The sequence below is a fragment of the Bacillus sp. AFS001701 genome (assembly GCF_002559405.1).
Classification (GTDB): domain Bacteria; phylum Bacillota; class Bacilli; order Bacillales; family Bacillaceae_G; genus Gottfriedia.
On sequence record NZ_NTZO01000103.1, the window covers coordinates 1 to 14,988 of the forward strand.

16 protein-coding genes, 1 tRNA gene and 1 pseudogene are annotated in these 14,988 nt (G+C 32.7%); 8 read left to right on the forward strand and 10 right to left on the reverse strand.

Annotation, left to right across the window (positions count from 1 at the left end; translation table 11 throughout):
- Positions 1-306: 306 nt before the first annotated feature.
- The 3 genes from CN514_RS08605 to CN514_RS08615 form a co-directional block, all read right to left on the reverse strand.
- Positions 307-1,086: an alpha/beta fold hydrolase gene (locus CN514_RS08605; RefSeq protein WP_098232242.1), complete on the reverse strand. Its 780-nt coding sequence runs from the start codon at positions 1,084-1,086 to the stop codon at positions 307-309.
- Positions 1,087-1,280: 194 nt separating this feature from the next.
- On the reverse strand, positions 1,281-1,850 hold the full coding sequence (locus CN514_RS08610) for a DMP19 family protein (RefSeq protein ID WP_098232243.1): 570 nt from the start codon (positions 1,848-1,850) through the stop codon (positions 1,281-1,283).
- A gap of 165 nt (positions 1,851-2,015) precedes the next feature.
- On the reverse strand, positions 2,016-2,510 hold the full coding sequence (locus tag CN514_RS08615) for a hypothetical protein (protein ID WP_098232244.1): 495 nt from the start codon (positions 2,508-2,510) through the stop codon (positions 2,016-2,018).
- Between the two features lie 250 nt (positions 2,511-2,760).
- Here CN514_RS08615 and CN514_RS26805 point away from each other — a divergent pair, with 250 nt between their 5' ends.
- The gene (locus tag CN514_RS26805) at positions 2,761-3,441 is read left to right on the forward strand and encodes a site-specific integrase (RefSeq protein WP_176525845.1); all 681 of its coding nucleotides are present in this window, start codon (positions 2,761-2,763) and stop codon (positions 3,439-3,441) included.
- A 36-nt stretch (positions 3,442-3,477) separates the two neighbouring features.
- Positions 3,478-3,876: pseudogene (locus CN514_RS26810) on the forward strand (tyrosine-type recombinase/integrase); the annotation flags it as partial.
- A 128-nt stretch (positions 3,877-4,004) separates the two neighbouring features.
- Here the strand turns inward: CN514_RS26810 and CN514_RS08630 are convergent.
- The 6 genes from CN514_RS08630 to CN514_RS08655 form a co-directional block, all read right to left on the reverse strand.
- Positions 4,005-4,077: transfer RNA gene (locus tag CN514_RS08630), tRNA-Val, on the reverse strand.
- A gap of 138 nt (positions 4,078-4,215) precedes the next feature.
- Positions 4,216-4,410 (reverse strand): hypothetical protein, encoded by a 195-nt coding sequence (locus tag CN514_RS08635; RefSeq protein ID WP_098232247.1) that lies wholly within the window; start codon positions 4,408-4,410, stop codon positions 4,216-4,218.
- 279 nt (positions 4,411-4,689) lie between these two features.
- Positions 4,690-5,898 (reverse strand): DUF6944 family repetitive protein, encoded by a 1,209-nt coding sequence (locus CN514_RS08640; RefSeq protein ID WP_098232248.1) that lies wholly within the window; start codon positions 5,896-5,898, stop codon positions 4,690-4,692.
- 100 nt (positions 5,899-5,998) lie between these two features.
- Entirely contained in the window at positions 5,999-6,655 is a 657-nt protein-coding gene (locus tag CN514_RS08645; protein WP_098232249.1) for a potassium channel family protein, read from the reverse strand.
- Between the two features lie 14 nt (positions 6,656-6,669).
- Positions 6,670-7,986 carry a TrkH family potassium uptake protein gene (locus CN514_RS08650; RefSeq protein ID WP_098232250.1) on the reverse strand — a complete coding sequence of 439 codons (1,317 nt, stop codon included), beginning with the start codon at positions 7,984-7,986 and terminating at the stop codon, positions 6,670-6,672.
- Between the two features lie 156 nt (positions 7,987-8,142).
- Positions 8,143-9,057, reverse strand: coding sequence for a DMT family transporter (locus CN514_RS08655; RefSeq protein ID WP_098232251.1), 915 nt, complete (start codon positions 9,055-9,057; stop codon positions 8,143-8,145).
- Between the two features lie 117 nt (positions 9,058-9,174).
- Between CN514_RS08655 and CN514_RS08660 the strand changes: the two genes are divergently transcribed.
- The 5 genes from CN514_RS08660 to CN514_RS25630 all read left to right on the forward strand — a co-directional run bounded on the left by CN514_RS08660 (position 9,175) and on the right by CN514_RS25630 (position 13,748).
- Positions 9,175-9,903, forward strand: a complete 729-nt coding sequence (locus tag CN514_RS08660) for an alpha/beta hydrolase (protein ID WP_098232252.1) — start codon at positions 9,175-9,177, stop codon at positions 9,901-9,903.
- 113 nt (positions 9,904-10,016) lie between these two features.
- Positions 10,017-10,532, forward strand: a complete 516-nt coding sequence (locus CN514_RS08665; RefSeq protein WP_098232253.1) for a YjcG family protein — start codon at positions 10,017-10,019, stop codon at positions 10,530-10,532.
- The gene (locus tag CN514_RS08670; RefSeq protein WP_098232254.1) at positions 10,529-10,960 is read left to right on the forward strand and encodes a GNAT family N-acetyltransferase; all 432 of its coding nucleotides are present in this window, start codon (positions 10,529-10,531) and stop codon (positions 10,958-10,960) included. Before CN514_RS08665 ends, CN514_RS08670 begins: the two co-directional genes overlap by 4 nt.
- 212 nt (positions 10,961-11,172) lie before the next feature.
- Positions 11,173-13,467 (forward strand): ATP-dependent helicase, encoded by a 2,295-nt coding sequence (locus tag CN514_RS08675; protein WP_098232255.1) that lies wholly within the window; start codon positions 11,173-11,175, stop codon positions 13,465-13,467.
- A 143-nt stretch (positions 13,468-13,610) separates the two neighbouring features.
- On the forward strand, positions 13,611-13,748 hold the full coding sequence (locus CN514_RS25630; RefSeq protein ID WP_176525846.1) for a hypothetical protein: 138 nt from the start codon (positions 13,611-13,613) through the stop codon (positions 13,746-13,748).
- A gap of 54 nt (positions 13,749-13,802) precedes the next feature.
- Here CN514_RS25630 and CN514_RS08685 read toward each other — a convergent pair whose 3' ends face one another.
- The gene (locus CN514_RS08685; RefSeq protein ID WP_098232256.1) at positions 13,803-14,153 is read right to left on the reverse strand and encodes a DUF1360 domain-containing protein; all 351 of its coding nucleotides are present in this window, start codon (positions 14,151-14,153) and stop codon (positions 13,803-13,805) included.
- A gap of 275 nt (positions 14,154-14,428) precedes the next feature.
- On the opposite strand from CN514_RS08685, the gene CN514_RS08690 reads away from it, so the two are divergent.
- The gene (locus CN514_RS08690; protein WP_098232257.1) at positions 14,429-14,965 is read left to right on the forward strand and encodes a CotY/CotZ family spore coat protein; all 537 of its coding nucleotides are present in this window, start codon (positions 14,429-14,431) and stop codon (positions 14,963-14,965) included.
- The last annotated feature ends 23 nt before the right edge of the window (positions 14,966-14,988 follow it).

The window sequence follows — 14,988 nt, forward strand, 5'->3', positions numbered from 1 at the left end:
AAACTTAACGTAAAACTCCTAAATTACACCTACACTTATTTAAAGATTATATCTCAACCATTCTCCTTTGTGACTTGGGGGAATTTCGCCTTTTTTCATCTAATTTAGTCAATCCTTATGCAACTAAACTGCCATTTACTTCAATAAAAAAAGCCGCCTATTAGCAGCTTGTGATCTCCAACTATTGCATGCGTTAGTTCTATAAGAAATCTAGCCTAATTAGTAGATAAAAAATTTACTACGCATAAAGTGACACTACTTGTGTTTTCCTTTCTCCGTTTATTTCAATTAAGGTCAAAGTTTTAACTAAATAAATTGTGATAATAGTTGGTTAAACTTGTCACGTTCTTCCCAGAAGGGACCATGGCCACTATATTGAAACGGAACAAGCTGTGAATTTCTTATTTTTTGGTTCATCTCGTTAGCCTGTTCAAATGGAATGACTTTATCATGAATGCCGTGAATAATTAAAGTAGGGGCAACTATTTTTGGAAGATCTTCATTCAAATTCTCATCTCTTAATGTAATTATAATAGCAGCTGTCGACCATCCAGCAGCCTGTAATCCCATTTGAAAAAACCAGTCCGAGAATGGGCGAGTTACATACTGAAAGAAAAAGCCATCAGTTACGTCTTGCATCATTTTAGGGCGATCATTTAAGTTTTCTTTAAGAAAGTTATTAGCAGTCTCTACGGTAAAGCCTGTTGGAGCTGCAGCGGAAACAAGGACAAGCTTAGATACACCGTAACCGTTGTATCTAGACATATATCGAATCGAAATTGCTCCACCCATTGAGTGGCCTACAATCGTAAAATTTTCTAATTGAAGTGTACCAACAACCGTACGGATATCATCAGCCAGTCTATCTAAAGTGTAGCCACTAAATGGTTTATCCGATTTACCAAAGCCCCTCCAGTCTATACCAATGCAGCGGTAACCCAATTCAGGAAGTACATCAAACTGATATTCGAATTGTTCATGGCTTAACGGCCATCCATGTATAAACACTATGGTCTTGTTACCTCCTGGGTTAATATCTTCAATATATAGATTTACACCTGCCTCTACAGTAACAAAGTATCCCATGAAGATTCCTCCTTAGTTAAACTGTTTTCAACAATAAGATATTCGTCTTTGTTTATAAAAATGAATATCTATCGATTTGTAGGATAGGGCTTATTGAACTAAACTGCCATTTACTTCAATAAAAAAATCGACTAAACAGCCGATCATGTTGTTCAACTATCGCATGCGTTAGTTTAATAAGTGCGTTTGAAATTTCAGTTGTTTAGTTCCCTGATCAACAATGATTTATTTTTATCTACATACAAAATAAGGTTATCAAATATGTTTCTATCTTCTGAAGAAATATAAAGTTTTTCCGCAATTTCACAAATCCTATCTGCCATATCATCATATGCTGAGCCATGTGTTTCACTAAAGCTTTGAATGCTATAAAGTTCTTGATCATTTGTATTAGCTCTTAATTGTGAAGTAGATATATTATTCTCATCCAATATATGCCTGATATTATTCAATATATTGTGTTCTTGTTCTGCCTGTATTTTTTCTAAGGTTTCTATTGTATCGTTTAGATAAATACCACTTGAGTTTTCAAGAAAACCCAATATACCTTCCATTGAAAGTTCTGTATCAAAATTGATTAATAGAATAATATCTCTAATTAGATCAGGAATTTTATAAAAATATTCCTCTTGGAATACTAAATAATTTTCACCTTCATATAGGTTTGAAGCAATTTCTTCTATGATTTCTTTGCCAGATTTATCTTTTAATTCCATAAATGATATTAAATTATTAAGAAATTCTGGGTAATCCCTTTCTCTCATATCTAAACCTACCTTTGAATTAAACTATTGCTCGCAAGTGCTCTATTTCACTAACGCACTGCGTTAGCCACCCATGAACCCTCAGATTCACAACAGTGAATGGAAGTTTTTATTGTACTCCCATGGTAGTTGAATAAGAATAAAATCTATTTGATGAATTATTTATTAAAATACAACTAAATCCCCTTCTGGAAACTTACCATTTTTCCAACCGCATGGAAAATTACCACTCTCGTAAATACGAAGTAACTCTAGAAAAAAAGTTGGTCTCTTTTTACAGTTTTTATATGTTTCCTCCATAATTGCACCTAAAATGTCCCAGGATACAGTACCAATAAAATCTTGATCCAATTCATTCTGTTCTTTTATTAATTCAAGTTTTGGAACTATTTCATTGTTAATAAAGCTTCGAGCCTCAGCTGCAACATAATTCCAATTAGAATATTCTCTAGGGTATTTATTTCTTAGAAATGCAGCAAGATCATTGTTTACTTCTAATGTAAAGTTCTCCCATGACAATTTTTTATAGTGCTTTTCTGCTTTTTTCCATGAATTGGTGTAAGAAATATTCATCTGTACATCTGATTCTACTGATTTCCCACAGTTTACAAACCATTGAATATCTTTAATGCGATTTAGGATATCACTTTCTATTTTCATTAACTCTGCTATGCCTCCATGTTATTTCAAATAAATAAGTATTTATTTAATTCTTACATTTTAATATTAAGTTTCCTACTTAAATTATCCTCCACTTATGCAACTAACCTGCCATTTTGTTGAATAAAAAAATCGACTAAACAGCCGATCTTGTTGTTCAACTATTGCAATGCGTTAGTTGCATAAGAACGATTCCTTTGAGAAAAATAATATGTACATCCTACCTCCAAAAAAAATTGGAGGTGCTAAAATGTCAATTAAAAAAGTAGGCAAGTCTTGGTCTTTTCGAATCGAAGCAGGTATAGATCCAAAAACAGGTAATCGTAAACAAGTGTATCGTAGTGGATTTAAAACAAAACGCGAGGCCAAAGAAGAAATGACTAAGCTTAAAAATGAAATTGAAGAAGGAATTTTCATTGAACCTTCGAAAGATCTATTTAAAGACTTCATTACAAGTTGGGTCAATTCAACTTACAAAAGTGAAGTCCAAATAACTAGTTTTGAAAAGGCTCAAACAATAATTCGTGTCCATATAACTCCTTATTTTCAATCAACACCTTTAAGTAAAATCACAACCTACGACATAGATCAGTTTTATGCATCAAAATTAAATGAAGGTTTATCGAACGCTTATGTAAAAATAATGCACAACATCCTATCAAAAGCGTTTCAGAAAGCTTTGCAATGGGAATTGATAAAAACAAATCCAGTAAAGGAAACTACACCTCCAAGAATTTCTAAGACTAGAAAACTAACTTGGACAGTTGATGAAGCAAAAAATTTTTTAGGGTTGTGCGAAAGAGAAAATTATTTAATCCCATTTCAATTAGCTATTTTTACTGGAATGCGTCGAGGTGAAATATTAGCTCTTAGATGGCGTAACGTTGATCTAGTAAAAGGCGTCATTTATGTTGAAGAAAACCTAGTATGATCGAAAAATAAAGGACTTCTTGCAAAAGAGCTAAAAACCAATCATTCGCTTCGAGAAATCTTTATTTCAGAAAGCGTCATTATTTCATTACAAAAGCATAAAACCTCTCAGGATCAGATGAAGTCAAAAATTAAAAACTTTAAAGATCTTGATTTAGTTGTTTGTGCAATGAACGGAAATTACTTGGAGCCTAGAAATTTAATTCGTAAATTTAAACACCTCATTAGAAAAGCGAATTTGCCTGTGATTCCTTTCCATAATTTGCGCCACACTCATGCGACAATTTTAATGAGAATGGGTGAGAACCCGAAAATTGTGAGCGAGAGATTGGGCCATTCAAGAGTTGAAACAACACTTGGTATTTATTCACATTCAAATGAAGAAATGCAGAAGAATACAGCTGATCGATTTGATGAAAGATTTGGTTTAAATTAATTTGCTGGGGAAGTTTCTGTGCAGTCTTTGTGCAATGAATAATATTCATTACAAAAAATGGAAATAACTGAAAATAAAGAAAAAGCCCAAACCCTTGATACACTTAGGTTTGAGCCCTCTCATTTGTATGATCCCAACTGGACTTGAACCAGCGACCCCTACCCTGTCAAGGTAGTGCTCTCCCAGCTGAGCTATGGAATCGTAATATATAAGGAGAAATCATTCTCTCTTATTAAGTCTATTATACTGTTTTGTCTACTACTCTTCAACCAATATTTAACAAAAAATTTCGAATATAAGTCCACTAGAATGTATTTTTCAATTTTTTTTGAAAAATTCTCATCTATTCGACTTTGCTTCTATTTCGTTTATTGAATGCATTAAATCTTTCCATCTCAAATCTTTGTCTCTTGGTGTATTGCTTAATAGAATACTACCAATCACAATTGTTAAGAACAATAGTAAAACACCTACACCAAATACAAATGTCTGAACTTTATAGTTTTTAACGATTTTAATCATTTTACTTTTCATAGGCGATCTCTCCAATAGTTAAATAATAATATTCCTTAACCAAAAATGGTGAAGGTACACTCTCTTTATTATTAATATTTTCCTGTTTGCCTATTATGTAATCAAAAATTCCAAAATCGTTTACAATTTAGTATTTTGTTGTCTTTGTAACTATTCAAGCACTGAAAAAGTCTTGTATTTTTTCTATTTCTACATGTTCATTTTATGCACCTTTAATGAATGCCTTGATTCTATGATCTATGTATCTAGAACTAACATCCATTCTATAGCTTATTTATGTTAGCTCTTTTTCTTTATCTCTGTATAATCCGAGGTTTTGCTTTTCTCTTGATTTGATTCGACTTTATTTTCCACCGATTTTTTCTTTCTATTTCTTTTTCTAGGGTTTTTGTTCTCTTCTAGTTCTTGTTTCTCTTGCTCTTTTTGTTCAGCATTCGTCTTAAATAACTCTTTTTGTTCAGAGTATACAGATACGATTGAACCACCAGCTTGAATCCAACTTCCACAATATTTTAATAGTAATGCTAATTCCTCGTATTCCTTCACTAATGGGTGTGTTTCAGTTTCTTCGTCATATTGTTGGAGCACATCAAAAATGACCCCATCTGACAGATCGCTAGGCACGTCTTGTTCGCTAGAAATTGATTCAACTTGTTGACTTGAAATCGATTCATCTTGAGTTTCAATCGGCTCGTAATCTGGTATTCTACCAAAAAGATATTCTATTTCATTCAATATTTCTTCATTAGAAGATTCGGTTGATAATATATTTTCATTATGAATTTCAATTTCATTTGTAAGTTCAACTGTATCATCTTCTGGCAATCTTCCGGTATATTCATGTGCTTCATCAAAAATAATTCCATCTGATAGTTCACTAGTCTCAGGTACAGGCGCACTGCCATGATATTCTTGAAGTACGTCAAATATGACTCCATCTGATAAATCGCTAGGTTGTTCTACTTGCCCAGTTTCTTCTAAATAGTCTTTTAAATCCTCTATTTCTAGCTCTACCATACCAGCTAATACTTGTAATGTATTTCCGATTGCCTGTAAGAAGTTCCCCATAAAACCAGATACATCAAAATCCTCTGAACTTACTTCTTCAAGGGCTGCGAGTAATCCTCCAAAAGCTTGTTGGGCATTCCCTGTCATATTTAATTTTATCGCGCGATCTGCAACTTTTTCTTCTTCTTCTTTTTCTTCCTCTGCTTCTGCAGCTAATAAACTAAATAATACAGTGACATTTCCTGAGGCTTGGATAATTTCACCTGCATCTTCTAATACACTAGGTTCGCCTAAAAAAGCTTCTATTATATTTCCGATCGCTTGAAAGGTATTTCCACCAAAATCTAGATGAAAACTTAAGTCCTCCCAACTTTTTCGGTTTTCTCCTTTTAATCCTCTCATGGGTGTACTACTAATTGCTGAACTGATTGTTCCAATGGCATTCACCCATGCTCCAATAACTTCCATAACTTGGCTCATTGTAAAACACCAATCCTTGATTAGTCATTTAGGATTAGTATATTCAACTATAACATTTAAACGTTCCAAATAGGTAATTGTAATTGAGCCCTAATTATATTTATCCAACTTTCTTCTTAAACAATTCTATTTTTGATTTTTCTCCTACAATAAAAATTAGATCACCACTTTGAAAAACTACGTCTCCAATTTGGGATACCATCGGCTCACCTTCACGGATGATTAGTACAACCGTTATGCCATATTTCATCGAAAAACTCATTTCTCTTAGTGTTTTGCCAACCAATTTTTCAGGAATGATTGTTTCAACTCCTGCAATATTTTTAGTAATCTCGATGTATTCAATTATTCCACTCATCGCTTCCATTCGTGCCGCTTTATGCCCAGCTTCCTCTTCAGGATATATAACTAAATCCGCTCCAATACTTTCTAAAATCCCACCAACTTCACGATTATTTGCTTTACAAATAATTCTTTTAACTTTTCTCTCTTTCAATCTATTCGTAATTAAGATAGAGGCTAAAGAATCGGTTCCAATCGCTACAAATACTGCGTCAAATTGACTTACATTTAAATCCTCTAGAATAGACTCTTCACGCAAATCGCCAATTACGGCATATTCTGTGTACTCTTCTAATTGCTCTAATGTCTTTTTATCTTTATCACAAACAACAACTTCATGACCTAACCGATCAAATTCTTTAACAATTCCTCGCCCAAAACGTCCAGCACCTATTACCAAATATTGCTTTGGCATATATACTCTCCTCCTTACCCAACTGCTAAGTCTTTTTCAACATATTTTAATTTTTGATTATCAACACGAAGTACGAAATAAATCAGTGTGAAAATCCCAATTCTTCCAATAAACATTAGTAAGATTAATATTATTTTTGACACACTATGAATATTTGTTGTAATCCCTAATGATAATCCGGTATTTGTAATTGCCGAAATGGCCTCTAGTAAAATTAAATCTAACTGAAACGGTTCAAAAATCGAAATCATGATCGTTGCAACTGTGATTAATATGATAAAGCTCATCGCAATAACAAATGCACGGTCAACAACCTCTTTCTTTACGCTTGTTCTAAAAATAATTGTATCGTCCTGAGACTTGATAACCGAAAACATCTTTGCAGCTAAAACCGAAACTGTCGTTAAACGAATCCCGCCTGCTGCACTCGATGAAGCTCCACCAATATACATGAGCACTAAAAGAATTAAGATTGCAGGCAATGTTAGTTCTGCAATATCAAGAGGTGCATATCCACCATTTCGACTCGTAACTGATAAAAAAAATGAATTTGTTAGCTGATCAAAAAAATTTAAATGCTTAAACGTGTGGCCTCTTTCTAAAAGCCAAAATACAATTGTTCCAAGAATCATAAACGAAAAATGCAGGCGCATATTAATCCTTGTAAATAAGGATTTTTTCTTGTTGTATTTATAGATGTACTCCATAATAGTCGGATATCCTAATCCACCTATAAAAATCAACGCTGCTGTTACAATTAAAACTAAATTATTTTTTTGAAATGAAATTAAACTATTTCCAAATAAGTCAAAACCTGTGTTTGTAAAACTTGCAATTGAATGGAAAGCAGTAACTAATAAAGTTTCTAATGCAGTGTCATATTTCCCTCTAAATTGACTATAAAAAAAGAGTCCACCGATAAATTGAAAAAATAATGAAGTATATAAAACTGACAAACTTAATCTTTTTATTGACTTAATGCTACTTTGATTTTGATCCTTCGATACGACTAGTAGATTTGAAATCGTAATCCGAATACCGAAGATCATAAAACCATAACTAATAAATACAACAATTCCGATTGCACCAATTTCCATTTGAATCATTAATAGTATTTTTCCCCATACATTAAAGGTCTCAACTAAGTTTACTGTTGTTAACCCAGTTACACTGATCGCACTTGTCGAAACAAATAAACTATCGATATAACTTATATTCGAAATTCGCGTAAATGGGAGATAGTATAAGAATGAAAATAAAAATGTAATGATGATATATGAAATAAATATGTAATGGAGAGGATTTTTGGCTTTTTTCTTCTTCTTTTTCATATGTAGCTCTTTTCTCCTTCAATTGGCTGGATTAAAGTTTATGGAAGATTATTCTAATAGCTATTATCTATTCTACCTATTTTTAGTTAAAAAACAAAAAAACTTTCAAATCATAGGAAAGATTTGAAAGCCTTTTTAAGTAATTTTTTATTTAATCTAAGCTGATGAAGAATTATCTGTTTTGACTTGTATTGATGTAATTTCTTTTTGTTGTTGATATAAGTATAAGAATACACTCACAATTACGATTGTACCTCCAATTAGCTGAAATGATGATAACATTTCATGAAGAAGGAAAACTGCTAAAATAGATGCACCAACTGGTTCCCCAAGTATACTCATTGATATTGTCGTAGCATTTACGTAATTTAATAAATAGTTATTGATAATATGTGCTAATGAAGGAATAATGGCAGATGCAATAAATATAATCCAATCTTTTGATTGGTAATCAAAGAAATTATCCATCGTTACGATATTATAGATTGTTAAAAATGCAGCTGAAAATGCGAAAACCCAGAAACTATACACCCAATGGGATGTATTTTTTACGGTTGTTTGTCCAACCATTAAATAGAGTACTGCAGCAATTACACTTAAAAATGAAAGAATATCACCTTTAAACGCTGACATACTTAAGCCGATATCACCGAATCCTATTAGACATACACCAATAATCGCGATAATCATACATATTTTAGATTGCATAGACGTTCGCTCTTTAAATACAAAGAATCCAAGAATCATTGCAACTAATGGCTGAAGAGCTAATATAATAGTTGAGCTCGCCACTGAAGTGAAAACTAATGAACCATACCATAAAATAAAATGGACAGCTAACATTAATCCACCTAAAGCAAATGATTTATAATGCGATTTTTTTAAAGCTTTTAATTCATTTTTTCGCTTCAATACAAATGGTAACATCCATATACATGTAAACCAGAGGCGATACATACTTAAAACAGATGGAGAAGCTTTCGTCCATTTAGCTAATATAGCTGAAGTTGAAATTGCAATAATGGACAAAATTAATAAAGACATCATTGCATTAGGTTGTTTTTTACTCATGTTTCACCTCTTTTAGACTTATTTTTGTAAGCGTTTAATACATTTTACTTTTCTAAATTTTTTGTATGAAGTAACATCTAATTATATCATCCTAGGGAAAAGAAGAGGAGACATTTTATGATTCAAACAAATGGTACAAGAGAAGAACATACATTATATAGTGAACACATTAAAAAAGAAATTACATTTACAATATACTATTCAAGCATGTACACTCCGTTAATAAAACATCACTTATTAATTGCTCAAGATGGACAAGACTATTTTAATTTAGGAAAAGTTCATCGAGTAATTGAAGAATTAACAAAAGAAGGTTCAATTCAACCTACGATCATTGTAGGAATTCCATATTCTTCACCAGAGGAGCGCTTTAAGCTATACCACCCTTCTCAGGTGGGACAAAAAAATTATATTCGTTTTTTAGCTGAAGAATTACTTCCATATTTAGATGATCATTTACCTTTACTAGGATTAGCCCATAGCAGAACATTAATCGGCGATTCATTAGGTGGTACTGTTTCATTACAAGCTGCATTTACATATCCAAATACTTTCGGACAAGTCATTATGCAATCTCCATTTGTGAACGATGATGTTATAGAATTTTTAGAGAATACAAAATTAAATTCGATTCTTTCTATTGTTCAAACTGTTGGAAAACAAGAAGAAAATGTTTTCACACCAAGTAAGCAATGGGTTAATTTTGTCGAAGGTGGTTTACAGTTACAAGATATTTTAGCTAACTTTCCTGTAGAATTACATTATGCAGAATATGATGGGGACCATACTTGGACAAACTGGGAAAAGCAACTTGAAGAAGTATTAAAAATTAGTTTAGCAAAATAATTCGTGAAACTTAGCGATTTTCAAAAAATTTGGTATAATTAAAATTAGTTCTTTTTATTTCGTTAATTTTTTCAAATTAAAATATAAAGTATTGTAAACAGGAGGTAATTTTTATGAAATGTGGCGTTGTTATTTTCCCATCTAATTTCGTTCAAGAAAAGGCTAATGAGTATAGAAAACGTTTTGATCCAGCTTATACGTTAATCTCTCCCCATGTAACAGTAAGAAGTGGATTCGAATTAAGCGAAGATCAACTTCCAAATATTATTTCACAATTAAATGAAATTGCGAGTCAAATTGAACCATTTGAATTGGAAATTAATAAAGTAAGTTCTTTTGCACCAGTTAATAATGTCATTTATTTAAAAGTTACACCTGTTGAAGCATTAAAAGAGCTTCATGAAAAAATGCACACTGGCACTTTCCCAGAAATAAAAGATTATGCATTCGTACCGCATATTACAATTGGTCAGCAATTACAAGATGCTGAATTTGCTGATATTCTAGGCCAGTTACGCATGATTCAATTTAGTTACAATGAAGTAGTAGATAACTTTAAATTAGTTTACCAATTAGAAAACGGTGCTTGGGAAGTGTATGAAACATTTAAATTAGGAGCCAAAAAATGAGCATTCGCACAATAGTAGCAGCAACAGACGCAAGTATACAAGACGCTCTTAAAGTACGAGTAGAAGTTTTTGTAGAGGAACAACAAATTTCAAGAGAATTAGAGTTTGATGGCCTTGACGAAGAATGTATACATTTTGTTTCATACGATGAAGACCAACCGATTGCTGCAGGTCGACTTAGATTAATCGAATCGACTGGAAAAGTTCAGCGAATCTGTGTGTTAAGTAGCTACCGAGGGAAAAAAATTGGAAATGAAATTATGTACTTAATTCATAAAACTGCAAAGGAAAAAGGTTTAGATCAATTAGTCCTACATGCACAAGAATCTGCCATTCCTTTTTATGAAAAATTAGGTTATAAAATCTCCTCCGAAATATTCTTTGAAGCTGGCATTCCACATGCCGAAATGAAACTAAAATTAAATTAAGCACACTTAAAACTATGATTCAAATTGAATCATAGTTTTTTCATGGGGATTTAAAAAACTATACACTTGGCAATGTAACAAACAACGGTCCTACTAATGTATTTAGTTCGATACATATGAAAAGATCCTATTTTCCCATTAAAATTCACTTTTCGTACACAAATCTTTTTGGTAACATAGATGAGTCTGCTTTAATTTTAAGGGGGAAAATAATGAAAATTGCAAACTATCAAAATCAATCAATCTATTTACCAGAATTCCCTCGATCAAGATATGAGGAAATATATCAAGCCAGTATTCGCGGGGAAGTTAAATGTGTTAATTGCCATCAAAAATTAAATTTCACTTTAACTATTTATGATATTCCTCATTTTTATCATATAAACAAAGAGCAAAATCTAGCATGTATGAATCATAACGTAGAGTTAGAACAAGAGATTATTGCTAGATTTGAAAATAATCATTCTACTAACGAAAATACTAACGATCGCATTATTAAACTACCTACTAAGCGTTCGATCTCAAATACAGCTACAATCGAAAAAACAGATGAAAATCAATTTATTAACAGACTACCTTTTTACAATATTCCACCATATAAAAAAAATGAACAAAAGACGGATGAATTTGTGATCAATCAAATCTCATTAGATTCACAACAATGGAACGCAGTTACACATATCGGTTCACCATTACTTGTACTTGCTGGAGCCGGAAGTGGTAAAACACGGGTCATAACAACTCGAGCAATGCATTTAATGAATAGCGGTATACTCCCGCATGAAATGATGCTCGTTACATTCACGTCTAAAGCATCTGCAGAAATGAAAGAACGAATGAAAGGTCTAGGTTACCCTATCCAACAGATGGAAATTGGCACCTTTCATAGTATTTTTTATAAAATGCTTTTACGATTTGATCGTGCAAAATGGGATTCAAGCCGTTTAATTAAATCGGATTTTCAAAAGGAGATCATGTTAAAGCAAATTGGTCGACGACTTGAAATTGATGAAAAGTCATTTGCATACGACCAAGCTATTCAACAAATCGGCTTATGGAAGAACTCTTGTGTTTATCCCCATGAGATCAGGTCAATGGATGCTTGGGAAGAACAGGTCGCTTCTCTTTATGAAGGCTATGAATCATTGAAAAAGCAAAATGGGCAATTTGATTTTGACGATATGTTACTCGGTTGCTTTGAAATGTTAAATGAAAATAATGAATTACTTTTACATTATCAAAATCGATTTAAATGTTTATTAGTGGATGAGTTCCAAGATATTAATAAAATCCAATTCAATATTCTAAAAATCCTTTTTCAACATACAGAAAATATTACGGCTGTTGGTGATGATGACCAGTCAATCTATGCGTTTAGAGGAAGTGACCCCAGGTTTATCTTAGATTTTAAAGAGCATTTCCAAGGATCTACAATTTATCATTTAAGTGAAAATTATCGTTCCACCCACGGGATCGTATCATTGGCAAACGAAGTCATTAAGCCTAATAAAAACCGTTTTGTAAAATCAATGCATGCTCAATATGACTACGATCAAGTACCTTCTTTCTTCTTTCCATACGATGAAGAAGAAGAAGCAACAATGATTATTAACGATATTAAAGAAAAAATTAATAACGGTGCAAACCCTGGACAATTTGCAATTTTATATCGCACTAATACTGCATCAAGGGCTGTTTTTGAGCGATTAATTGGAACAAGCTTACCTTTTACAATCGATCAAGATGGTGACTCATTTTATGATCGACCGATTATTCGAAAAATGATCTCTTTCTTACTATTAATAGGAGATGAGGACCACCAAGCAGCATTGAAAGAAATTTTACCTGTCTTTTTCCTAAAACAACAAGCATTTCAAGATGCAAAAATGAATAGTGTTTTGCAAAATCTATCTTTCTTAGAAGCATTCACCACTATTAAAAGTGCAGCACCATTTCAAATTAAAAAAATTGAAAACCTGATCAAGATTTTACGTTATTTAAAACACGCATCTCCTTTAGAAGCAATTGAGCGAATTGAAGAAAGTCCTGCATTTATGGACTATATTAAAAAGCGCGGAAACGAGTCTAATAAAATCGAACGACCTTCTGATGATTTGAGAGATTTAAAAGTCGTAAGCAAAAATTTCAAATCAATTCGAGAGTTTGTTGAACACGCATTTCATATTTCCGCAAAATTTAAAGAATATAAGCAGAAAAAAAATCAGTCATCACAAGGTAATATTTCGCTTTTAACAGCTCACCGTTCAAAGGGACTAGAGTATGATTATGTCTATATTCTAGGTGTTGTAGACGGAGGATTCCCTCATGATTATGCTTTAGAATCTTTAAAAAATGGTAACTTAGGTCAACTAGAAGAAGAACGTCGCCTTCTTTATGTGGCATGTACAAGAGCTAGAAAGCTATTATACTTATCCATCCTTCAAAAAAGAAGAGGCAAAAAAGCTAATTCTTCAAGACTAATTCGACGCTTTATTAATAAGAAATGAGATTGAACAAACTAATTTTAATTATTGGACAAAAATAAAGGTGAGCAAATATGCTCACCTTTTTATAATTTATCGTCTAGTTGTTCTACTGCCACAGCCACAACCTGATTTTTTCACATAGCCGGCCGGAGCGCCTTGATAATATGGGTTATAGTTCGCTTGATTCATTTGTTGCTGCATTTGTTGTTGTTGCATTTGGTACTGTTGTTGTTGTTGGAGTTGTTGCCATTGAAAAGGAGTCATTTGACCCTGACCTTGATTATACATATCTTCCCTCCTAAATAAGTCTATTCACAATAGTATATGAAAGGAATTTTCAATCGTTCTACCTAAAATCACATATTCAGTCTATTAACAATCGTTTCTATTACACCAGCTGCCCCAGCAATAGCTAACAAAACGATGATGAACTCTCCCACATGTGGAAAGAACACATATATTAATAGTAAAAACGCTGTACACCAAATTCCGCTACACCAAGTACAACTTAATAACTCACCAAAAAAGTATTGGATCCCATTACCTTTAATCTTTGTATAAGTAACTGGCATCCCATTCTCTTCAAGCGTAATTTCATCAATAAAAGGTCTTCTTAGAAAAGCTGTTATTTTATCGTGAACAACTAAACGAGTCAATCGAAAGCTTGCCAAAATTAGGATAAATAGCAAAAACCAACTTATATCCATGTTAAGTATGGGGACAAGGGATATGGATGCAAGGGGTAAATACTTTCACTTCCTTACCCTACATTTATGCTCCTTTAATCCCTTCCAACCCTTCTCCTCCCCTTTTCTTTTTTACTCTCCCTATTCCCCTATTACAGATCTAAGCTCTTTTTTGTCTGTACTAATTGCTACTAAGCCCATTTATCTAAAAAAGCAAAAATCTTCAGTAACCGTTTTTCGCCTGCTTAATATCATAGTAATGTAATATCCATCTAAAGTGATAAGGAGTGAAAATGATGAGTTGCAAAGACAACCACGACAAAAAAAGAAACCACTGCGTATGTGACGTTGTAAAATTCATAAATGATCTACAAGATTGCGCAACAAACACTTGCCCAACAGGTTGTGACGTTCCATTTTTAGGTGCTAATCCTAATGTACCACTGGCAAATACTCGCCCTTTCCTATTGTTTTTAGCAAACGGTGAATTATTTAGAGTACCAGCATTTAATCATAATATGATGCAAATGATGGCACAAAATCGTGATGGCAATGACAATCAAAATAACAACAAAAACGGTCAAATGAACAATTGCCAAGATACAGTTGTTTTCCGTGTTGAAAGTGTAGATGAAGATTGCTGTGCAGTGTTAAGAGCATTAGTTCCAGTAAACAACAAAGACAACAACAAAGACAACAAAAATAACCAAAATACTTTCTGCGAATTAGTAGAAGCTGATATGTTTGTAGCATCAAACACTTGTGTAACTGTTGACTTAGATTGTTTCTGTGCGATCCAATGCTTACGTGACGTACACGTTACAAATCTGTAAGTTTAATGTAAACTAAAAAACTA